At 58.5% G+C, this 22729-nt stretch carries 19 protein-coding genes; 18 read left to right on the top strand and 1 reads right to left on the bottom strand.

Annotation, left to right across the window (positions count from 1 at the left end):
- Nucleotide 1: 1 nt before the first annotated feature.
- Both cheA and cheW read left to right on the top strand, forming a co-directional pair.
- Complete coding sequence (gene cheA / locus ACTJI7_RS08080; protein WP_136485487.1) at nucleotides 2-2038, top strand: chemotaxis protein CheA; 2037 nt, start codon at nucleotides 2-4, stop codon at nucleotides 2036-2038.
- 19 nt (nucleotides 2039-2057) lie between these two features.
- Nucleotides 2058-2561, top strand: coding sequence for a chemotaxis protein CheW (cheW, locus tag ACTJI7_RS08075; protein ID WP_014884351.1), 504 nt, complete (start codon nucleotides 2058-2060; stop codon nucleotides 2559-2561).
- A 105-nt stretch (nucleotides 2562-2666) separates the two neighbouring features.
- Here cheW and ACTJI7_RS08070 read toward each other — a convergent pair whose 3' ends face one another.
- The gene (locus tag ACTJI7_RS08070) at nucleotides 2667-3926 is read right to left on the bottom strand and encodes a dicarboxylate/amino acid:cation symporter (RefSeq protein WP_028013651.1); all 1260 of its coding nucleotides are present in this window, start codon (nucleotides 3924-3926) and stop codon (nucleotides 2667-2669) included.
- A 431-nt stretch (nucleotides 3927-4357) separates the two neighbouring features.
- Between ACTJI7_RS08070 and ACTJI7_RS08065 the strand changes: the two genes are divergently transcribed.
- The 16 genes from ACTJI7_RS08065 to bglB all read left to right on the top strand — a co-directional run bounded on the left by ACTJI7_RS08065 (nucleotide 4358) and on the right by bglB (nucleotide 22725).
- Nucleotides 4358-4930 carry a Csu type fimbrial protein gene (locus ACTJI7_RS08065; RefSeq protein WP_028013650.1) on the top strand — a complete coding sequence of 191 codons (573 nt, stop codon included), beginning with the start codon at nucleotides 4358-4360 and terminating at the stop codon, nucleotides 4928-4930.
- 8 nt (nucleotides 4931-4938) lie between these two features.
- Nucleotides 4939-5487, top strand: a complete 549-nt coding sequence (locus ACTJI7_RS08060; RefSeq protein WP_028013649.1) for a Csu type fimbrial protein — start codon at nucleotides 4939-4941, stop codon at nucleotides 5485-5487.
- 17 nt (nucleotides 5488-5504) lie between these two features.
- The gene (locus tag ACTJI7_RS08055; protein ID WP_045260435.1) at nucleotides 5505-6266 is read left to right on the top strand and encodes a fimbrial biogenesis chaperone; all 762 of its coding nucleotides are present in this window, start codon (nucleotides 5505-5507) and stop codon (nucleotides 6264-6266) included.
- Nucleotides 6242-8626 (top strand): fimbria/pilus outer membrane usher protein, encoded by a 2385-nt coding sequence (locus ACTJI7_RS08050; protein ID WP_136431193.1) that lies wholly within the window; start codon nucleotides 6242-6244, stop codon nucleotides 8624-8626. The genes ACTJI7_RS08055 and ACTJI7_RS08050 overlap by 25 nt, the downstream gene beginning before the upstream one ends.
- Nucleotides 8623-9585, top strand: coding sequence for a Csu type fimbrial protein (locus ACTJI7_RS08045; protein ID WP_045260325.1), 963 nt, complete (start codon nucleotides 8623-8625; stop codon nucleotides 9583-9585). Before ACTJI7_RS08050 ends, ACTJI7_RS08045 begins: the two co-directional genes overlap by 4 nt.
- A gap of 84 nt (nucleotides 9586-9669) precedes the next feature.
- A complete protein-coding gene (gene tar, locus ACTJI7_RS08040; RefSeq protein WP_063154939.1) occupies nucleotides 9670-11337 on the top strand; it encodes a methyl-accepting chemotaxis protein II in 1668 nt (555 codons plus the stop codon).
- Nucleotides 11338-11381: 44 nt separating this feature from the next.
- Entirely contained in the window at nucleotides 11382-12983 is a 1602-nt protein-coding gene (gene tap / locus ACTJI7_RS08035; RefSeq protein WP_041909430.1) for a methyl-accepting chemotaxis protein IV, read from the top strand.
- A gap of 19 nt (nucleotides 12984-13002) precedes the next feature.
- Nucleotides 13003-13869: a protein-glutamate O-methyltransferase CheR gene (cheR, locus tag ACTJI7_RS08030; RefSeq protein WP_014884342.1), complete on the top strand. Its 867-nt coding sequence runs from the start codon at nucleotides 13003-13005 to the stop codon at nucleotides 13867-13869.
- Nucleotides 13866-14915: a protein-glutamate methylesterase/protein-glutamine glutaminase gene (locus ACTJI7_RS08025; protein ID WP_014884341.1), complete on the top strand. Its 1050-nt coding sequence runs from the start codon at nucleotides 13866-13868 to the stop codon at nucleotides 14913-14915. Before cheR ends, ACTJI7_RS08025 begins: the two co-directional genes overlap by 4 nt.
- Nucleotides 14916-14932: 17 nt before the next feature.
- On the top strand, nucleotides 14933-15322 hold the full coding sequence (gene cheY / locus ACTJI7_RS08020) for a chemotaxis response regulator CheY (RefSeq protein ID WP_008500431.1): 390 nt from the start codon (nucleotides 14933-14935) through the stop codon (nucleotides 15320-15322).
- Nucleotides 15323-15332: 10 nt separating this feature from the next.
- Nucleotides 15333-15977, top strand: a complete 645-nt coding sequence (gene cheZ, locus ACTJI7_RS08015; protein WP_028013643.1) for a protein phosphatase CheZ — start codon at nucleotides 15333-15335, stop codon at nucleotides 15975-15977.
- Between the two features lie 148 nt (nucleotides 15978-16125).
- Nucleotides 16126-17274 (top strand): flagellar biosynthesis protein FlhB, encoded by a 1149-nt coding sequence (gene flhB, locus ACTJI7_RS08010; protein WP_041909432.1) that lies wholly within the window; start codon nucleotides 16126-16128, stop codon nucleotides 17272-17274.
- Nucleotides 17267-19345 (top strand): flagellar biosynthesis protein FlhA, encoded by a 2079-nt coding sequence (gene flhA, locus ACTJI7_RS08005; RefSeq protein ID WP_045631222.1) that lies wholly within the window; start codon nucleotides 17267-17269, stop codon nucleotides 19343-19345. Before flhB ends, flhA begins: the two co-directional genes overlap by 8 nt.
- Nucleotides 19342-19734: a flagellar protein FlhE gene (flhE, locus tag ACTJI7_RS08000; protein WP_028013640.1), complete on the top strand. Its 393-nt coding sequence runs from the start codon at nucleotides 19342-19344 to the stop codon at nucleotides 19732-19734. Before flhA ends, flhE begins: the two co-directional genes overlap by 4 nt.
- A gap of 263 nt (nucleotides 19735-19997) precedes the next feature.
- A complete protein-coding gene (locus ACTJI7_RS07995) occupies nucleotides 19998-21581 on the top strand; it encodes an MFS transporter (protein ID WP_048960034.1) in 1584 nt (527 codons plus the stop codon).
- 4 nt (nucleotides 21582-21585) lie between these two features.
- Nucleotides 21586-22725 (top strand): beta-galactosidase BglB, encoded by a 1140-nt coding sequence (bglB, locus tag ACTJI7_RS07990; protein WP_194385834.1) that lies wholly within the window; start codon nucleotides 21586-21588, stop codon nucleotides 22723-22725.
- Nucleotides 22726-22729 lie beyond the last annotated feature (4 nt).

The following is a 22729-nucleotide window of genomic DNA, read 5'->3' as shown; positions in this document are numbered from 1 at the left end:
CGTGAGCATGGATATTAGCGATTTTTACCAGACATTCTTTGATGAAGCCGACGAACTGTTGGCGGATATGGAGCAACATTTGCTCGATCTGGTGCCCGAAGCACCGGACTCCGAGCAGCTCAATGCCATCTTCCGCGCGGCGCATTCTATTAAAGGCGGAGCCGGAACGTTTGGATTTACCATCCTGCAGGAAACGACCCATTTAATGGAAAACCTGCTTGATGAAGCACGACGCGGTGAGATGCAGCTCAATACCGACATTATCAACCTGTTTTTGGAAACCAAAGATATTATGCAGGAACAGCTCGACGCCTATAAAAGTTCGGCAGAGCCTGATGCCGCCAGCTTTGAATACATCTGCAATGCGCTGCGCCAGCTCGCCCTGGAAGCAAAAGGTGAGGTCGCTGCAGCCGTTGTCCCTGCGGCAAAGCTGAGCGTTGTCGATGCGGTTGCTGCTGAAGAGGCCGCGCCAGCCGCCGCGCAAGCGGGCAAGCTGCGCGTTGTGCTGTCACGCCTGAAAGAGAGCGAAGTTAACCTGCTGGAAGAAGAGCTGGGTAACCTGGCGAAATTAAGTAACGTAGTGAAAGGCAAAGACAGCCTCGCAGCGACCCTCGATGACGGTATCAGTCAGGACGATATCGTGGCGGTGCTGTGCTTTGTCATTGAAGCCGACCAGATCGCCTTCGAAACGGAAGCCGCCGCGGTAGCAGCTCCGGCTGCAGAAGAAGAGGTTGCCGTCGTTGCCCAGGCCGCCGCACCGGCTGTGGCCCCAGCGGCCCCGGTGCTGAAGGCGGTGCCAAAAGAGTCCGCGGCGCCTGGCCGTGGTGAAAAACCGGCCGCGCGCTCCAGTGAGTCCACCAGCATTCGCGTTGCCGTTGAGAAGGTTGACCAGCTGATTAACCTGGTTGGCGAACTGGTGATCACCCAGTCCATGCTGGCGCAGCGTTCTAACGAACTCGACCCGGTCACGCACGGCGATCTGATCACCAGCATGGGCCAGCTGCAGCGTAATGCCCGCGACCTGCAGGAATCGGTGATGTCCATCCGCATGATGCCGATGGAATATGTCTTCAGCCGCTTCCCGCGCCTGGTGCGCGACCTTGCCAGCAAGCTGAATAAGCAGATTGAACTGACCCTGATGGGCAGCTCAACGGAGCTGGATAAGAGCCTGATCGAGCGCATCATCGACCCGTTAACGCACCTGGTGCGTAACAGCCTCGACCACGGTATTGAACTGCCGGAAAACCGCATTGCCGCCGGGAAATCTCCGGTCGGGAATCTGATCCTCTCTGCGGAACATCAGGGCGGGAACATCTGCATCGAAGTGACCGACGACGGCGCGGGCCTAAACCGCGAGCGCATCCTGGCGAAAGCCATTTCACAGGGGATGGCGGTGAATGAAAACATGACCGACGAAGAAGTGGGCATGCTGATCTTCGCGCCGGGCTTCTCGACCGCCGAGCAGGTGACGGACGTTTCCGGACGCGGCGTTGGCATGGACGTGGTGAAACGTAACATTCAGGAGATGGGCGGCCACGTTGAGATCCAGTCTAAACAGGGCTCCGGCACCACCATCCGCATCCTGCTCCCGCTGACGCTGGCGATCCTCGACGGCATGTCGGTCAAAGTCGCGGACGAAGTCTTCATTCTGCCGCTGAACGCGGTGATGGAATCCCTCCAGCCGCGTGAAGAAGATCTGCATCCGCTGGCGGGCGGCGAGCGCGTTCTCGAAGTGCGCGGTGAGTACCTGCCGCTGGTCGAGCTGTGGAAAGTGTTCGAAGTGGACGGGGCGAAGACCGAGGCCACGCAGGGTATCGTGGTGATCCTGCAAAGCGCGGGCCGTCGCTACGCGCTGCTGGTCGATCAGCTGATTGGTCAGCACCAGGTGGTGGTGAAGAACCTCGAAAGCAACTACCGCAAGGTGCCGGGTATTTCTGCTGCCACCATTCTGGGGGATGGTAGCGTAGCGCTGATCGTCGACGTGTCGGCGCTTCAGGGATTAAATCGTGAACAACGTGTGGCGTACACAGCCGCCTGATTAAGTAGAAGGTAATAACATGACCGGTATGAGTAATGTAACGAAACTGGCGGGCGAGCCATCAGGGCAGGAGTTCCTGGTATTCACTTTGGGCGATGAGGAGTACGGCATCGATATCCTGAAAGTGCAGGAAATTCGTGGTTACGACCAGGTTACCCGCATCGCTAACACGCCAGCGTTTATTAAAGGCGTCACCAACCTGCGCGGCGTGATTGTGCCAATCGTGGATCTGCGCGTGAAGTTCAGCCAGGGCGACGTTGACTACAACGACAATACCGTCGTGATCGTCCTGAACCTGGGACAGCGCGTGGTGGGTATCGTGGTGGATGGCGTATCTGACGTGCTTTCCCTGACCTCTGACCAGATTCGTCCTGCGCCGGAGTTTGCGGTCACGCTGTCGACCGAATACCTGACCGGCCTGGGGGCGCTCGGCGAGCGTATGCTGATTCTGGTGAACATCGAGAAGCTGCTGAACAGCGAAGAGATGGCGCTGCTGGATATCGCGGCGAATCATGTAGCGTAGGTAAATGCAAAACGGCAACCCAGGTTGCCGTTTTTTTTGTTTGCTCCCTCTCCCACAGGGAGAGGGCTGGGGTGAGGGCATCAGGCCTCACCCTTTTTCATGCCATTACGCTTCCTGCTTTACCAGTTCAGCTTCAGCTTCCCGCGCACCTTCATTCTGCGAGAGCATCGCCGTCGCAATCCCGTTCCCCAGCACGTTAATCGCGGAACGCCCCATATCCAGGAAGTGGTCGATCCCCATCAGCAGCAGGATCCCCGCCACCGGAATGTTAAAGCTTGGGATCGTCGCGGCCAGCACCACCAGCGAAGAACGCGGCACGCCCGCAATGCCTTTTGACGCCAGCATCAGGGTTAACATCAGCACCGTCACCTCAGAGAAGCTCAGGTGAATGTTGTACGCCTGCGCAATAAACATCGAGGCAAACGAGCAGTACACCATCGACCCCACGAGGTTGAAGGAGTAGCCAATCGGCAGAACGAAAGAGGCGATATTGCGCGAGCAGCCAAAGCGCTCCAGCTGCTCCAGCGTTTTAGGGTAGGCCGCTTCAGAACTGCTGGTGGTGAATGCGACCAGCACCGGATCTTTCAGCATGCTGACCAGGCGAAACACCTCTTTTTTCAGCACCATGTAACCCACGGCCAGCAGCACCATGCAGGTGAGAAGAATGGCAACGTAGTAGCCGCCAATAAAGGAGGCGTAGTTCAACAGGATGCCCAGACCCTGCGTGGCAATGACGGAGGAGATCGCCGCGAAGATGGCCAGCGGCGCAACGTACATCACGTAACCCGTTACCTTCAGCATGATATGGGAAACCACATCCAGTGCGGCCACCAGCGGCGCGTTGAATTTCTGCCCCAGCGACGCGCCGCCGATGCCGAAGAACATCGAGAACACCACAATCTGCAGGATCTCATTGTTCGACATCGCCCCCGCGATGCTGGTGGGAATGGTGTGAGACAGGAACGCTTTCAGCGTCATCCCGCCCACGGCCAGACCGGTATCCACCGCCTCGGTTGGAATAGTCAGGTTCAGGCCGCTTCCCGGACGCTCCAGCGTAACGATAAACAGTCCGACCAGAATAGAAAGCACGGATGAACTGATGAACCATACCATCGCTTTGCCGCCCACCCGGCCTATGGTGGAGGTTTCTCCCAGCTTCATAATGCCTACGGTCAGCGTGCTGAAGACCAGCGGCGCAATAACCATTTTGATCAGACGGAGGAAAATATCGGTCAGAAGGGTAATATTATCCGACCAGGCTTTGATGGCATCCGCAGATGCGTACTCGTGAATTGCCGCCCCTGAAAGAATACCCGCCAGCATGAATATCACGATGAAGAGTGTAAGTTTGTTTGCACTTGCCACGAAAAAAGACCCTCTATGCGCTATCAGATGTCGCCCGCGCCGATACATATAAATTTTTTATTACTGCGCGGGAAAATATTCGGCACATAAATTGACGCAAAGCGTAGGGGGTTACAACAAGTTTTTAAGTTTTATTGATTTTGTTGTTGGTGGCATAACGATATATTGTGATGGTGATCACACTATAAGGGATATATTCTCTTCTGAAAAAATAAAAATGCGGCCAAAATAATTCTAATTCATTGTTATTTATAAGAATATTAAGTCAATAGGACACAAGGATTATGCGTTTTGGGGCGGGTGGTGGAAGCGATATCCGTAAACTAAATTCTCATTAACCCCTCTCAGAGGAACCTTAAGCGGGGCTAACATCTTGAACAGCATAAATAAAATGTGGCAAGGGAACGCGTTTGACTTCCGGAGGGTGGAAAATGAAAAGAAAACGCCTTTTAATCTGCGCTGGCGCGTTACTGGCGGCGACAACGGTACATCCTGCGCTGGCCGTGACCAGCAGCGGCACCATCGGTGCGACGCTGACCCTCACAAACGGGTGTCTGATTAACGGATCGCCCACGCAAAACGGTATTAACTTCGGGACACTCGATTTTGGTACCCATCCCGCCACGTTTTCCACGCTGACCACCCAGCTCACCGGTGCCAGCGGCGGGAATACGTTCACCATTCAGTGCACCACCGCCAGCTATACGGTGGCGATCACCGGCAACACTAACTCCACCGCACCCGGTACCGTGGTCGGCACGCCGGGCACGCCTGCGCGCTATCTGATCAATACCGCCAATGCGGCGCAGGGCGTGGCTTACAGTCTGTACAGCGACAGCGGATTTAACAACGTCATCGCCAACAACGCGGCGCTGCCGGTCGCGTCGACGGCGGGCGGGGTCAACAGCTACACCCTTTACGGGCGCATCACCGGCGGCGGTAACAGCGTCACGGTGGTGCCGGGCACTTATACCGACACGATCAACGTCAGCGTCACCTACTAGCTCCAGCCATGAAGGCCTCCTTTTTAAGTCTGCGCGCTTGCGCAGAGGGGATTGTGCAGCCTTTTTTTGCGCTAGCGCTGGGGCTGACCCTGGTTTCCGGGGCCGGCGCGGTGACGTCGCAGTCGTTTAAGGTGAGCGCGACCGTCGTGCCGGGATGTTCTGTCACGACGGGGACCGGCGGGATCTTCGGGACGCTGGATTTTGGGACCCATACCGGCGTGGAGAGTGCCCCGGTCAGCACCAGCTTTGTGCCCAACGGGGCGCTGTCCATCGCCTGCACGCCGGGCGTGGCGCTGAGCATGAGCATCAACGGCGGGCAAAACTACGCCTCGGTGCGCCGCATGACGCGTTCAGGCGGCACCGACGTGGTGGGCTACCGGCTTTACAGCAGCAGTTCACTGGCGGCGAACAGTGAGATTGGGGTCAACCAGGCCATCCCGGTGACCTACACCAACAGCAACAATATTGCACTACCACTTTTTGGCGTAGCGCTGCTGACGGGATTTAGCCCGGCAGGCACCTATTCCGATCAGCTCACCGTGACCTTGTCATGGTGAAAAAGGGAGAACATTCGATGAAGCCACTATTCAGGCATTGGTACCTGGTGAGTATGTTGGGCGTGACCGCCATGGCGGCAGGACAGGCGCAGGCGGCGGCGACCATTCTGTTATGGCCCATCGATCCGTGGCTGTCGGCCGACAGCAAAGCGACTGAATTGTGGATCCAGAATCAGGGAAACAGTGCCACAACGATGCAGGTGCGCATTGTGCGCTGGAAGCAGGAGGGGGGCTTTGAGCGCTATACCGCCCAGCAGGACGTGGTCGCCAGCCCGCCCATCGTCACCATCGGCAAAGGCAGTAAACAGCTGATCCGCCTGATCAAACAGGGTACGGTTCCGATGGGCGTTGAACAAGCCTATCGCATTATCGTGGATGAAATTCCCCAGCCGGACGCGAAGGCCGACCCCGCCATCGGCCTTAAACTGCAGATGCGCTATTCCATACCGCTGTTCGTTTACGGACAGGGGATCCCGACAATAAAAGAGGGGGCGCATCATGCCCTCGTGGATACCCGTAACCTAAGCTGGCGCGTCACGCAGGTGGCGGGCCAGCCTGCCATTGAAGTGCGCAATCAGGGCGATGTTCACGTCAGGCTCAGCCAGGTGGCGCTGGAGCAGGGGGGACAAAAGCGCATGATTGCGGATGGCCTGCTGGGCTATGTGCTGCCGGGCAGCACCCGCAGCTGGCCGATTCCGGCCGGGATCCGCCAGCCCAGCCAGATCAGCGCGCAGATTAATGCCAGGGATGCACAATGGCAGTCGACGCCCGTCAACTGAAGCCCGCAATGATGATCCTGCTTTGCGTGAGTACCAGTACCTGGGCCGAACCGGGTGATGACAGCTTACCGCCGCCGCCGCAAGCGCAGGCGATAAACGGGGAGGCGGTTTTCCAGCTCGCCCTGGTACTGAACCACTACGACACCGGGCTGGTGGTTCCCGTGACGCGACGCGACGGCGCTTACTATATCTCCAGCGCCGATTTGCTGCGCGCCGGGCTTCCGCCTGAACATGTGCCCAACGGCGACGTCAATCTCAGCACGCTTCCGGCGGTGCGGGTGGAGTATGACAGTCCCGCGCAGCGTCTGCTGCTGACCGTGCCCCGTGAGTGGATAACCTCCCGCGTCACCCCGTTTGGCGGCCAGCCGACGCAGAGTAAGCCTCACTATGGCAGAGGCGCGCTGCTCAATTACGATTTTTATACCAACCATACCGAGCACGTCGGCGGGCAGGCCTCGCTCTGGCATGAATTCCGCTACTTCAATGAAAACGGTTCATTCTCCTCCACCGGCTACGCCCGCGAAAATTTCACCGGCAACGACGGTCAGCAGGAGGGCTATGTCCGCTATGACACCACCCTTCTGGTGACCAACGAGGAGGACGCCACCACCTGGACCGCCGGGGATGTCATCAGCGATGCCCTGAGCTGGAGCAGCAGCGTCCGCATGGGCGGGATCAGCTATGGGCGTGATTTCTCCCTGCGTCCGGACCTGGTGACCTGGCCGCTGCCGGAATTTTCAGGTGAAGCGGCGGTGCCGACCTCGGTCGACCTCTTCATCAACGGCTACCGCTCCGGGTCCACGCAGCTGCAGCCCGGACCGTTCACCCTGACGAACCTGCCCTACATTAACGGCGCCGGGGATGCGGTGCTGGTCACCACCGATGCGCTGGGGCGCCAGGTGAGTACCACTCTGCCGTTTTACGTCACCAGCGATCTGCTGAAAGAAGGGCTGAGCGATGGGGCCGTTACCCTGGGGAGCCTGCGGCGCAACTACGGCATTAAGAATTTTGACTACGGCCCGGCGGCGGGGAGCGGATCGTATCGCTACGGCCTGACGGACTGGCTGACGCTGGAGGGGCACGCCGAAGGCGCGGAGGAACTGGCGCTCGCCGGTGCGGGGACGGTGGTCAAGCTGGGGCGTTTTGGCGTGGTGAATACCTCGTACAGCCAGAGCCGGATGCGCGGAGATGACGGCGGGCAAATCAACTGGGGCTACCAGTACAGCACCAGCGAGTTCAGCCTCGCCACCCAGCATACCCGCCGCGATCGCGGCTTTGGTAACCTGGCCCTGTATGACCAGCCGACGGTGTACGACGAAAATGACCGCCCCATCGCCAGCTTTAGCCGCAATACCGATCAATATTCCCTGACCTTCAACCTGGGGGAATACGGCAACATCGGGGCGGCCTGGATCGGCGTGGAGAGCTTTGACAGCCAGAAAACCGAGCTGCTTAACCTCTCCTGGAGCCGAAATCTGTGGGGCTCCAGCAGCATTTACCTCGCCGCCAGCCGGGACCAGCAGCGGGGCGACTGGACGGTCGCGATGTCATTCCAGGTGCCGCTGGGCGAACGCGACAGCGCGGCGCTCACCGTGGAAAATACCCCGGATGCAGGCAGCACGCAGCGCATCAACTACAACCACTCGATGCCCTCCGACGGCGGCTTCAGCTGGAATATGGCGTGGGCGAACCAGTCGCGATCGAATAACTACCAGCAGGGAACGGTGGGCTGGCGCAATAACAATATCGAGCTGCAGGGGGGCGGGTACGGCGAGAAGGGCATGATGACCTGGTGGAGCGAAGCGATGGGCTCCCTGGTGCTGATGGACGGCGAACTGTTTGCGGCAAACAAAATCAACGATGCGTTTGTGGTCATCAGCACCGATGGCCAGCCGGATGTCCCCGTCAGCTATGAAAACCAGCCGGTTGGTAAAACCAACCGCAACGGGTATCTGCTGGTGAGCGGCGTCTCGGCCTATTACCCGGCAAGCTACAGTATTAATACCCTGAACCTGCCTGCCGACACCCGGCTGAAAGAGACCGAGCGGCGGGTGGCGATCCGCCGCCACAGCGGTTATCTGGTGGATTTCCCGATGGAACAGGAGCGGGTAGCGAGCGTCATCCTGCACGACGCGCAGGGGGAGGCCATTCCGGTGGGAAGCCAGGTTCGACGCGCCTCGCGCAGCAATGCGGTGGTGGGATATGACGGGATTGCCTGGCTGGAAAACCTCAGCGACGTCAATCTGCTCGACGTCACGACGCCGACAGGCAAACGCTGCAGGGCAACGCTGACCATCGGCGCGAACCCGGACCACAGGCTGCAAACTTACGGCCCGCTGGTCTGCCGGGAGGGGCCATGAAGCGCTGGGTGATGTTGCTCCTGCTGCTGCTCTCCGGCGGCAGCTGGGCGGCCTGTACCGTCAGCACGGTCAATGCGTCGTTCGGCAGCGTCACGTCGTTTGCGCTGAGCGGCTCCGGGGAGGTGGAGACCACCGGCACGCTGGTGGTGGCGTGTGATGCGATACTCAACCTGCTGACGAACGACTCGGTGACGCTGAACTACACCGCAGCAACGATATCGGCCAACAGTCGTGCGACCCTGAAACGCACCGATAATGCCGCCATCACGGACGTGATCCCCACCCGGCTGTGTGGACTTTCGGGTTGCGCGAGCAGCAGTGAGGTACAGATAAGTAAATCGTATACCTGGAGCGGAAATACCTTGCTGGGATTGCTCGGGTCAAAGCAGTACAACATTCCGCTCTATTTCCGCACCGTCGCCGGACAAAACGTCTCTGCCGGGCCGTATCAGGTGCAGTTAACCTTCAGCGTTAACTACAGCGTCTGTTCCGTGGGGGCGCTCGGTATTTGCACCATCAATCAAACGGGAACCGCGACGACCAGTATTCTGCTTAACCTGACCGTCACCAACGACTGCAGCGCCATGACCACGCCGGACGTCAACTTTAGCAGTGCGCCGCTGGTGCAAAATTTCCCCACGGTCTCGCAGGCGATTGCCGTCACCTGTACCAAAGGCAGTACCTATACCATCGGGATTAACAATGGTGCCAACGCGCTGAATAACGTGCGCCGGATGGTGAGCGGCAGTAACTACCTGAGTTATGACATCTATAAAGAAGCCACCACTAACCGCTGGGGCAGCAGCGGCAGCGAACGCTGGACCAGCGCGACCTCCTCGCTGGTCAGCGCCGACGGCCTGCTGCGTACCTATAACTACACCGCCAAAGTCCTGACGAATCAGGCCACGCCACCCGCCGGTACCTACACCGATACGCTGATTGTTGACGTCGCGTTTTAACCCCGCGCTTTTCCCTTTCGCAAATGTAAAGTTCCTGTGGCCTGTGCCGATAACACCGTTAATAAATCTATGAGAAGGTGTTGTATGTTGAACCGTATCCGCGTTGTCACAATGCTAATGATGGTGCTGGTCATTTTCGCACTACTTCAGCTTATCTCCGGCGGGCTTTTTTTCTCGTCGTTAAAACAGAACCAGGACAGCTTCGCCGCCTCGAACGATCTCCGCCTGCAGCAGAGTGAGCTCACGTCGACGTGGGATCTGATGCTGCAAACGCGCATCAACCTGAGCCGCTCGTCCGCGCGCATGATGATGGATCCGAACAATCAGCAGAGCAGCGCGAAAACCGATCTGCTAAAAAATGCCCGGGCCACGCTGGCCGACGCGGCTAAACACTACGCCGCCTTCAGGCAAATCGCACCGCAGCCTGCTATGGCGCAGGTGAGCCAGAACATTGATGAAAAATACAGCGCCTACTATGCCGGGCTGACGGAGCTGATCCAGTTCCTCGAGAGCGGCAACATGGATGCCTACTTCGCACAGCCGACGCAGGGGATGCAAAACGCACTCGGCGCGGCGCTGGGGGAATACGCGAAGGCCAGCGGCAATCTGTATCACTCGGCCTTTACTGAAAGCCAGAATGACTACCGCTTTGCGAAATGGCAGATGGCGGTATTGGCCCTGGCGCTGGTCATTGTGCTGTTCGCTGTGTGGTACGGCATTCGCCACATCCTGCTGAACCCTCTCGGCCGCGTGATTGCCCATATTCGCGAGATTGCCTCTGGCGATCTGACCAAAACGCTGACCGTTTCCGGACGTAATGAGATCACCGAGCTGGCCAACAGCGTCGACCACATGCAGCGCTCATTGATCGAGACCGTCGCCAACGTGCGTAACGGATCCGAGGCGATCTATACCGGCACCAGCGAAATCGCGATGGGGAATAACGATCTCTCATCCCGTACCGAGCAGCAGGCGTCGGCGCTGGAAGAGACGGCCGCCAGCATGGAGCAGCTCACCGCAACCGTGAAGCAGAACGCCGATAACGCCCGCCAGGCGTCTCAGCTGGCGGAAAGCGCCTCCGAAACCGCTCAGCGCGGCGGTCGCGTGGTGGATGGCGTGGTGAAAACCATGCACGAAATCGCCGACAGCTCGAAGAAAATCGCCGACATCATCAGCGTCATCGACGGCATTGCCTTCCAGACCAACATCCTCGCGCTCAACGCCGCCGTGGAAGCGGCGCGCGCGGGCGAACAGGGTCGCGGGTTTGCGGTGGTGGCCGGGGAAGTGCGCAACCTTGCCAGCCGCAGCGCCAACGCGGCAAAAGAGATTAAATCCCTGATTGAAGACTCCGTCTCCCGCGTGGATACCGGCTCCGTGCTGGTGGAGAGTGCCGGGGAGACCATGAATGACATCGTGAATGCCGTTACCCGCGTGACGGACATCATGGGGGAAATCGCCTCTGCGTCCGATGAGCAGAGTCGTGGTATCGACCAGGTTGCCCTGGCGGTATCGGAAATGGACCGCGTGACACAGCAAAACGCCGCGCTGGTGCAGGAGTCCGCTGCGGCGGCCGCTGCGCTGGAAGACCAGGCGAGCCGTCTGAAGATGGCCGTCTCGGCGTTTCGTCTCGCTTCACTCGCTGGAAATACGGTCACTGCGCAAGCTACGTACCGCGCGCCAGCCGCCGACACGGCGGTCACCCGCACGCGTGCTGCAACGACCGGACAAGATGAAAACTGGGAAACATTTTGACTGACAATTAAACCGCGGCTGCTTGCCGCTTGATGGGAGCGTGGATGTTAAATCGTATTCGTATCTCGACCACACTGTTTTTGATTCTGATCCTTTGCGGTGTGTTGCAGGTTGGCAGTAACGGGTTGTCTTTTTGGGCGTTTCGCGATGGCTATCAGAATTTGCAGGACGTTGAGGCGAGTAATCAGCAGCGCTCCGCACTGGCACAAACGCGTGCCGTGCTGTTGCAGGCAAGCACTGCGCTGAACAAGGCAGGAACCTTAACCGCGCTCAGCTATCCGCCGGATGACATTAAGGCGCTGATGGCAACGGCGCGCGACAGCCTGAAGCAGGCAGACGCACAGTTTAAGGCCTTCACGGCGCAGGCGGCTGACGGCGAGAAAGAGAAAGCGCTGAAGGCGGCCATGAAAAAGAACTTTGAGCAGTGGTACAGCGATCTGGACCACCAGGCGACCTGGCTTGAGAACAACCAGCTTTCGGACTTCATGACCGCTCCGGTCCAGGCGTCTCAGGCGGCGTTTGACGGCAGCTTTGACGCATGGCAGCAAGATATCAATCAGTCTGTTCTGCGCGCCGGTGAAGCAAGCCGCACCAGCTATCACATGTCGGGCGTTATCTTTGCCGTCGTTGTGATTCTGGCGGGGCTGCTGACCGGCGGGGCGCTGCTCTGGGCGCGCAGAATGATTGTGCAGCCGCTGGCGATTATCAGCAGCCACTTCGACAGTATTGCGAAGGGAGATCTGGCGCGTCCGGTGGCGGTGTTTGGCAAAAACGAAATTTCGGCGATCTTTGCCAGCCTGAAGGCCATGCAGGGGTCGCTGCGGGAAACGGTATCCGACGTGCGTCAGGGCAGTTACGCCATGCATACGGGGATCTCAGAGATTGCGGCGGGGAATAACGATCTCTCGTCCCGCACCGAGCAGCAGGCGGCGTCGCTGGCGCAGACGGCGGCCAGTATGGAACAGCTGACCGCGACGGTAAGCCAGAACGCCGATAACGCGCGCCAGGCGTCTGACCTGTCAAAACAGGCGGCGCTGACGGCGAAGAGAGGGGGCGATCAGGCCTCTCACGTGGCCAGCACCATGCAGGAGATTGCCGCCAGCTCGCAGAAGATCGGCGACATCATCAGCGTGATTGACGGTATTGCGTTTCAGACCAACATCCTGGCGCTGAACGCCGCCGTGGAAGCGGCGCGCGCCGGCGAGCAGGGACGTGGGTTTGCGGTGGTGGCAGGTGAAGTGCGAAACCTGGCGAGCCGCAGCGCCAACGCGGCGAAAGAGATTAAGTCCCTCATTGAAGAGTCGGTCTCTCGCGTCCAGCAGGGGTCTGCCCTGGTGGATACGGCGGCGCATACCATGCACGAGATCGTCACCTCCGTGACGCGGGTTAACGACATCATGGGCGAGATTGCCTCGGCGTCGGATGAGCAGCGTCGCGGAATAGAGCAGGTTGCTCAGGCCGTCAGCCAGATGGATCAGGTGACGCAACAGAATGCCTCGTTAGTTGAGGAAGCGGCAGCGGCAACCGATCAGCTGGCCAGCCAGGCGGATCGTCTCACCGGGCTGGTCGCGGTATTTAATGTGAAAGAGCACGTTGAAGCAGTAACAGAAGTCGGGCGGTCGCAGGCCGTGCCAGTTGTATCCTGAATGTAATTAAGAAGGCGCTATGACATCACCAATGCCCCCTGGGCAAACGTCATTATTGTTGCAGATGACACAGCGCCTCGCGCTGTCCGACGCGCATTTTCGTCGGATATGTCAGTTAATCTACCAGCGTGCGGGGATCGTGCTTGCGGATCATAAGCGAGACATGGTCTACAACCGACTGGTGCGGCGCTTGCGTACGCTGGGGCTGGATGATTTTGGCCGCTATCTGAGCATGCTCGAAGCGAACCAGAACAGCGCGGAGTGGCAGGCTTTTATTAACTCACTCACGACCAACCTGACGGCCTTTTTCCGCGAAGCTCACCACTTTCCGGTTCTGGCCGAGCACGCGCGCCGTCGCACCGGGGAGTATCGCGTATGGAGCGCGGCCGCTTCAACGGGCGAAGAGCCGTACTCGCTGGCGATCACCCTTGCAGACACGCTGGGTATGGCGCCGGGACGCTGGAAGGTCTACGCCAGCGATATCGACACCGAGGTGCTGGAGAAAGCGCGCAACGGCGTGTATCGCCAGGACGAGCTGAAAACGCTGTCGCCGCAGCAGCTGCAGCGTTACTTCATGCGCGGTACGGGGCCGCATGAAGGCCTGGTTCGCGTACGCCAGGAGCTGGCGAACTGCGTCGAATTCGCGCCCGTTAACCTGCTCGATAAGCAGTACAACGTGCCGGGGCCTTTCGACGCCATTTTTTGCCGTAACGTCATGATCTATTTTGATAAAACGACGCAACAGGACATTCTGCGTCGGTTTGTTCCGTTGCTCAAGCCTGACGGTTTACTGTTTGCCGGGCATTCGGAAAACTTCAGCAACCTCGCGCGTGAGTTTAGCCTGCGTGGGCAAACGGTATATGCGCTGAGTAAGGAAAAAGCATGAGTAAAATCAGGGTATTGTCTGTCGATGATTCAGCGCTGATGCGTCAGATCATGACTGAAATCATCAATAGCCACAGCGACATGGAGATGGTGGCCACTGCGCCGGATCCGCTGGTAGCGCGGGATTTAATTAAAAAATATAACCCCGACGTGCTAACGCTGGATGTCGAGATGCCGCGCATGGATGGCATAGATTTCCTTGAGAAATTGATGCGCCTGCGTCCCATGCCGGTGGTGATGGTCTCCTCCCTGACCGGGAAAGGATCGGAAATCACCCTGCGCGCGCTGGAGCTGGGGGCGGTGGATTTTGTCACCAAACCGCAGCTCGGCATTCGCGAGGGGATGCTGGCGTACAGCGAGATGATCGCCGAGAAAATTCGCACCGCCTCGCGCGCGAAGCTCGCGGCCCACAAGCCGATGGCCGCGCCGGCAACCCTGAAGGCCGGACCGTTACTCAGCTCGGAAAAACTGCTGGTTATTGGGGCGTCAACCGGAGGAACAGAGGCAATTCGCCATGTACTCCAGCCATTGCCGCTTTCAAGTCCGGGTATTCTGATCACGCAGCATATGCCGCCTGGCTTTACCCGCTCCTTCGCCGAACGTCTGAACAAGCTGTGCCAGATCAGCGTGAAAGAGGCGGAAGACGGCGAGCGCGTGCTGCCGGGACATGCCTATATCGCGCCGGGGGACAAGCATATGGAGCTGGCGCGCAGCGGCGCTAACTATCAAATCAAAATTCATGACGGACCGCCGGTTAACCGGCACCGTCCGTCGGTGGATGTGCTGTTTCATTCGGTGGCGAAACATGCGGGGCGCAACGCCGTTGGGGTGATCCTGACGGGGATGGGCAACGACGGTGCCGCCGGAATGCTTGCAATGCACCAGGCTGGCGCCTGGACGATTGCGCAGAATGAAGCAAGTTGTGTGGTGTTCGGCATGCCGCGCGAGGCCATCAATATGGGTGGCGTGAGCGAAGTGGTCGATCTTAGCCAGGTAAGCCAGCAGATGCTGGCGAAAATCAGTGCCGGACAGGCAATACGTATTTGACTCAGGAGTATTATTTTATGGCGGATAAAGAGCTTAAGTTTTTGGTTGTGGATGACTTTTCCACCATGCGTCGCATTGTGCGCAACCTGCTGAAAGAGCTGGGCTTCAACAACGTTGAAGAAGCAGAAGACGGCGTGGATGCGCTGAACAAACTGCAGGCTGGCGGGTTTGGTTTTGTCATCTCCGACTGGAACATGCCGAATATGGACGGTCTGGAGCTACTGAAAACCATTCGTGCGGACGCGGGCATGGCGTCTATGCCGGTGCTGATGGTCACTGCAGAAGCGAAAAAAGAGAACATCATTGCCGCTGCACAGGCGGGCGCAAGCGGCTACGTGGTGAAGCCATTCACCGCAGCGACCCTGGAAGAGAAGCTCGGTAAGATCTTCGAGAAACTCGGCATGTGAGGTGTTGGTGATGATGCAACCTGCAATGAAACCCGTTGAAGAACACTCGCCGAGCGACATCATCGTCCGCATCGGCAGCCTGACGCGCATGCTGCGTGACAGCCTGCGTGAACTGGGGCTGGATCAGGCCATTGCCGAAGCGGCGGAAGCGATCCCGGACGCCCGCGACCGTCTGGACTACGTTGTGCAGATGACCGCTCAGGCAGCTGAGCGTGCGCTGAACAGCGTTGAAGCCTCACAGCCGCATCAGGATGCGATGGAAAAGGGCGCGAAAGCCCTGACCCAACGCTGGGATGAGTGGTTTGAGAACCCCATCGAGCTGGCGGATGCCCGCGAACTGGTGACCGACACCCGTCAGTTCCTGGGGGATGTGCCGGGCCACACCAGCTTCACCAACGCCCAGCTGCTGGACATCATGATGGCGCAGGATTTCCAGGATCTGACCGGTCAGGTCATCAAGCGCATGATGGATGTGATTCAGGAGATTGAGCGCCAGCTGCTGATGGTGCTGCTGGAAAACATCCCGGAACCGGCTGCCCGTCCAAAACGCGAGAACGAAAGCCTGCTCAATGGCCCACAGCTCGACGCCAGCAAGGCGGGCGTCGTGGCAAGCCAGGATCAGGTGGACGACCTGCTGGACAGCCTCGGCTTCTGATTGTCCATTCCGCCTCAGGGGCGTTACGCCGCCTGAGGCGGTTTACGACAAAATCACCGAAAAGAGCCCGAATAAACGGGCTTTTCCCGCCATTGGATTTCCGCTGCGCTGGCATGATACCCGTGACGTAATGGGCTGAGCATGCACTGTGGCAGAAGAGAACGACGACAAAACGGAAGCCCCCACACCCCACCGACTAGAAAAGGCGCGTGAGGAAGGGCAGATCCCCCGATCCCGAGAATTGACCTCCCTGCTGATCCTTATCGTAGGGGTGTGCATTATCTGGTGGGGCGGGGAGTCGCTCGCCCGCAAGCTGGCGGGGATGCTCTCCACCGGCTTACGTTTTGACCACAGCATGGTCAACGACCCGAATCTGATCCTCAGCCAGATTATTCAGCTGATAAAAGGGGCCATGGTTGCGCTACTGCCCCTGATTACCGGCGTGGTGCTGGTGGCGCTGGTCTCCCCGGTGATGCTGGGCGGGCTGGTTTTTAGCGGAAAATCGCTGCAACCTAAATTTTCAAAACTGAACCCGCTGCCGGGCATTGCGAAAATGTTCTCGGCGCAGACCGGGGCCGAGCTGCTCAAGGCTATTCTCAAATCGGTGCTGATGGGCAGTTCTGCAGGGTTTTTCCTCTGGTACCACTGGCCCGAAATGATGCGCCTTATCAGCGAGTCGCCCCTCACCGCGATGAGCAATGCGCTGAACCTGGTTGGGCTTTGCGCGCTGCTGGTGGTGCTCAGCATTATTCCGATGGTGGGTTTTGACGTTATCTTCCAGCTCTATTCCCACTTCAAGAAACTGCGAATGTCACGTCAGGACATCCGCGACGAATATAAGCAGATGGAAGGTGACCCGCACGTGAAGGGGCGCATCCGGCAGATGCAGCGTGCCGCTGCCCGTCGCCGCATGATGGAAGATGTGCCGAAGGCGGACGTCATCGTTACCAACCCGACGCACTATTCCGTGGCGCTGCGCTATGACGAAAACAAAATGAGCGCGCCGAAAGTGGTGGCAAAAGGGGCGGGGCTGATTGCATTGCGCATCAGGGAAATTGGTACCGAAAACCGCGTGCCGATCCTGGAAGCACCTCCGCTGGCGCGAGCCCTTTACCGCCACGCGGATATCGGACAACAGATCCCTGGACAGCTCTACGCCGCGGTGGCGGAAGTGCTGGCCTGGGTATGGCAGTTGAAGCGCTGGCGTCTGGCCGGCGGTCAACGGCCTGTCAAACCTGAGAACCTTCCGGTGCCTGCCGCGCTGGATTTTATGAACGAGAAGGACACTGATGGCTAATCTGGTGGCAATGTTGCGCCTGCCCGGCAACCTGAAATCGACCCAATGGCAGATCCTTGCCGGGCCGATCCTCATCCTGTTAATTCTGTCGATGATGGTACTGCCGCTCCCGGCATTCATCCTCGATCTGCTTTTCACCTTCAATATTGCGCTGTCCATTATGGTGCTGCTGGTGGCGATGTTCACCCAGCGCACGCTGGAGTTCGCCGCGTTCCCGACCATTCTGCTGTTTACCACCTTGCTGCGGCTGGCGCTGAACGTGGCCTCCACGCGTATCATCCTGATGGAGGGCCACACCGGCGCGGCAGCGGCGGGTAAGGTGGTCGAGGCCTTCGGCCACTTCCTGGTGGGCGGGAACTTCGCTATCGGTATCGTGGTGTTCGTTATCCTCGTGATCATCAACTTTATGGTTATCACCAAGGGTGCCGGGCGTATCGCGGAAGTGGGCGCGCGCTTTGTGCTGGACGGGATGCCGGGCAAGCAGATGGCGATCGACGCCGATCTGAACGCCGGGCTTATCGCTGAAGATGAAGCCAAAAAACGCCGTGCGGAAGTGACCCAGGAAGCGGACTTCTACGGCTCCATGGACGGTGCGAGTAAGTTTGTGCGCGGGGATGCCATCGCGGGCATCTTGATCATGGTGATTAACGTGGTCGGCGGCCTGCTGGTGGGGGTACTGCAGCACGGGATGGACATGGGCCACGCGGCGGAAAGCTATACGCTGCTGACCATTGGTGACGGTCTGGTCGCACAGATCCCGGCGCTGGTTATCTCCACTGCGGCAGGCGTTATCGTGACCCGCGTCAGTACCGATCAGGATGTTGGCGAGCAGATGGTGGGCCAGCTGTTCAGTAACCCGCGCGTGATGCTGCTGGCGGCTGCGGTGCTCGGGCTGCTCGGCCTGGTGCCGGGGATGCCAAACCTCGTGTTCCTGCTGTTTACGGCGGGGCTGCTGGGGCTGGCCTGGTGGATGCGTGGCCGTGAGACCAGGCCGGCTGCGGAACCGGTTCCGGTGAAAATGCCGGAGAACACCCAGGCCGTAGAAGCGACCTGGAACGACGTTCAACTGGAAGATTCCCTGGGAATGGAAGTGGGGTATCGCCTGATCCCGATGGTGGATTTCCAGCAGGATGGCGAGCTGCTCGGCCGCATCCGCAGCATCCGTAAAAAATTCGCCCAGGACATGGGCTTCCTGCCGCCGGTGGTGCATATCAAGGACAATATGGACCTGCCGCCTGCGCGCTATCGTATTCTGATGAAGGGTGTTGAAATTGGCAGCGGCGATGCTTACCCGGGACGCTGGCTGGCGATTAACCCTGGCACTGCAGCAGGCACGCTGCCGGGCGAGCAGACCGTCGATCCGGCCTTTGGCCTGGCGGCAATCTGGATTGAAAGCGCGCTGAAAGAGCAGGCGCAAATTCAGGGTTATACGGTTGTCGAAGCCAGTACCGTGGTGGCAACCCACCTTAATCATCTGATTGGGCAATTCTCGGCCGAGCTGTTTGGCCGTCAGGAAGCGCAGCAGCTTCTCGATCGCGTGACGCAGGAGATGCCGAAGCTGACGGAAGACCTGGTGCCGGGCGTGCTGACGTTAACCACGCTGCACAAGGTGCTGCAAAACCTGCTTGAGGAAAAAGTGCCGATCCGCGATATGCGTACCATTCTGGAAACCCTTGCCGAGCATGCGCCGCTGCAGAGCGATCCGCACGAGCTGACGGCGGTGGTGCGCGTGGCGCTGGGGCGTGCGATCACCCAGCAGTGGTTCCCGGGGACCGGCGAAGTCCAGGTGATTGGCCTCGATACGCCGCTTGAACGCCTGCTGCTGCAGGCCCTGCAGGGCGGCGGCGGCCTCGAGCCTGGCCTGGCGGATCGCCTGCTGGAGCAAACTCAGGAGGCGCTGGCGCGTCAGGAGATGCTGGGCGCGCCGCCGGTGCTGCTGGTCAACCACGCGCTGCGTCCGCTGCTGTCGCGCTTCCTGCGCCGCAGCCTGAATCAGCTTGTTGTGCTGTCGAATCTGGAACTGTCGGATAACCGCCATATCCGCATGACGGCAACGATTGGAGGAAAATAATGAAATGGCTATGGATTTTGCTCTTCCCGCTGGCGGCTCAGGCTGCCGGGGAAGGGACCTGGCAGGCAAGCAGCATGGGCGTGACCCTCAGCAACCGGGGTGTCGCCATGTCTTCTAATCCGCTGTCGCCCTCTGAAACGGTTTCTGGTCAAATGGGAATGGTGGTGTGGAACTACAGGCTGATTGGCCCAACGCCAGCCGGACTGCGGGTGCGCCTCTGCTCACAGACCCGCTGCACGGAAATCGACGGCGAAAATGGCACAACGCAGGCGTTCAACGGCGTGCCGGCCATTGAACCTTTACGTTTTATCTGGGAAGTGCCGGGCGGAGGACGTTTGATCCCGGCGCTGAAGGTGCAGAGCAATTCTGTCATCGTCAACTACCGCTAGCTGCCTGCCTTTGTCACCAGCCATCAGTCAATTCTGATGGCTGTCTCGCAAAATTGACCTCACCTTTTGATGCAACAGAAACGCTGTTTTATAAATTAGTGACACGCGTGACGCGACTCTTTGCATTTTTGCCATTTACCCTGCCCGTGATGGCAGAAACAGAAAGGTATCAGGACGTCGTTGCATTTACTGTAGCCGTGTAAAAACTCCCCGATGAGCCTTACTTGCAGGGAGTCTCCCAAATTTGCTTAGGGTTGACGGCAATGAAAACACGTAAAATTGGACTCGCAAATTATCTTGCTTACGGGGCAGGCGATTTTCTCGGGGCTGGTACGACCGCCCTGACGGCGGCCTGGCTTTTGTATTTTTATACCACCTTCTGTGGACTCACACCGATTGAAGCAACCTTCATCTTTGCCGCTGCGAGGGTGCTGGATGCTGTTGTCAGCCCGTTAATGGGCTTTTTGACGGATAACTTCGGTACGACCTGGCCTGGAAAGCGCTTTGGTCGCCGTAAGTTCTTTATCCTGCTAGGCATTCCGTGCGTGTTCAGCTACTCGTTGATGTGGGTGGGGGACATGAATTTCTGGTACTACCTGCTGACCTATCTGGTGTTTGATATTGTCTACACCATGATTCTGGTGCCTTACGAGACGCTGGTGCCGGAAATGACCGACGACTTCAAACAGAAAACCAAGTTCTCCGGGGCGCGTATTTCTATGGCGCAGATGTCAGCGATTCTGGCCTCCTTCCTGCCGGGGATCCTGCTCACCCACTTCGGTAAAGACAACGCCATCTCATTCTTTTACGCAAGCCTGGTTTTCTCCGTGCTTTGCGCCCTGATGCTGACCTTTGTCTGGTTCTTTACCTGGGAGCGCCCGCGTGAGGAGTGGTCTGAAGCGGCGCTGCGTGCCGAAGAAGAGAAGAAGAAACTGACGCTGGGGCAAAGCATCAATCGTCTGTTTGTCGAATTAAGCTCTACGCTGCGCATCAAGATTTTCCGCCAGCATCTTGGCATGTACCTCGGCGGCTACATCGCACAGGACGTATTTAACGCAGTCTTCACCTACTACGTGGTGTTTGTGCTGATGCAGGAAGCGTCAATGGCGTCCAACCTGCTGGGCACGATGGCTATCTTCCAGTTCCTAGCCGTGATCGGGATGATCCCGCTGTGTATTCGCTTCGGACCTGCGCCGTCCTACCGCATGGTGGTGGTGCTGTTTGGCCTGGCGTCTCTCTCTTACGCCATGCTCTATTACGCCGGTCTGAGCGACGTCTACGCTCTGCTGTTGCTGATCTCTGCGGTGGCTGGGCTGGGTCGAGGCGGTATTAACTACGTGCCATGGAATACCTATACCTACATTGCTGACGTGGATGAAGCGATCACCGGCCAGCGCCGGGAAGGGATTTTCGCTGGCATCATGACCCTGACCCGTAAGGCGTCACAGGCCGGTGCGGTGATGCTGGTAGGCATCGTGATGCAAATGTCCGGCTTTGTCAGCGGTCAGAAGGTACAGCCTGCGGAAGTGAGCCACACCATTCTGCTGATTCTGAGCGTGGGCACCATCCTGGTGCTGTTCTGCGGTTTCCTCGTTTCCCTGCGCTTCAGGCTTAATTTGCAGACCCACAGCACGCTGCGTGAGGAGACCGCGAAAATGCGTGAGTATGGTCATGCGATGCCGGAGTCAGCGACGCCACACGCCCGCGCCACCGTCGAGATGCTGGCCGGTATGCCTTATGAGTCACTGTGGGGCAATAACAACATCGGTTATCTGAATCGCAATAAGCCAGCGGCATCTTCGCTGAAGGATCGCGCGGTACTCAATTCGACATACAACAGAGGTTAAGATGATGAAAGTTTGGCCTGTCAAACATAGCCCGCTATTGCGTCAGCCAGAGCGCTTTATCGCCCGGGACGAGCTGAAATCGCTGATTCAAAAAGTGACGCACAACCTGGTCAATATCCACGACAAAACGGGTGAATTTTTGCTGCGGCTGGACGACGGGCGCGTGATCGACACCAAAGGCTGGGCCGGATGGGAGTGGACGCACGGCGTCGGCCTTTATGGCATCTGGCAGTACTACTGCCAGACCGGTGACGAAGGGATGCGCAACATTATCGACAGCTGGTTTGCCGACCGCTTTGCGGAAGGTGCCACCACCAAAAACGTCAATACGATGTCGCCGTTTCTGACGCTGGCCTATCGCTACGAAGAGAGCAAAAACCCGGCCTGGCTGCCGTGGCTGGAAAGCTGGGCGGAGTGGGCGATGACTGAGATGCCACGCACCGAACACGGCGGTATGCAGCACATCACGCTGGCGGAAGAGAATCATCAGCAGATGTGGGACGACACGCTGATGATGACGGTGCTGCCGCTGGCGAAAATCGGCAGGCTGCTGAATAAGCCGGAGTACGTAGAGGAGGCGATCTATCAGTTCCTGCTGCACGTGCAGAATCTGATGGACCGGGAGACGGGGCTGTGGTTCCACGGCTGGAGCTACGACGGCAATCATAACTTTGCCCGGGCCCGCTGGGCGCGCGGCAACAGCTGGCTCACCATCGTGATCCCCGACTTCCTCGAACTGGTGGATCTGCCGGAAAACAACGCCGTGCGCCGTTATCTGGTGCAGGTGCTGAAGGCGCAGGTTGCCGCGCTGGCAAAATGTCAGGACGAAAGCGGGTTGTGGCATACGTTGCTGGACGATCCGAACTCGTACCTGGAGGCATCCGCCACGGCAGGGTTTGCCTACGGGATCCTGAAAGCGGTGCGGAAGCGCTATGTTGAGCCTGAATATGCTGACGTTGCTGAAAAAGCGATTCGCGGTATCGTGAAAAATATCTCGCCGGAAGGGGAGTTGCTGCAAACGTCGTTCGGGACGGGCATGGGCAGCGATCTTGAGTTTTATCGCCAGATCCCGCTGACGTCGATGCCGTATGGCCAGGCGATGGCGATTCTCTGTCTGACAGAGTATTTGCGGAAATACTTCTGATAAT

Source organism: Enterobacter sp. 22499 (assembly GCF_052044815.1).
Taxonomy (GTDB): Bacteria; Pseudomonadota; Gammaproteobacteria; order Enterobacterales; family Enterobacteriaceae; genus Enterobacter; species Enterobacter bugandensis.
The sequence above is the reverse complement of the archived record's forward strand: the minus strand, read 5'-3'. Positions and strand labels throughout refer to the sequence as shown.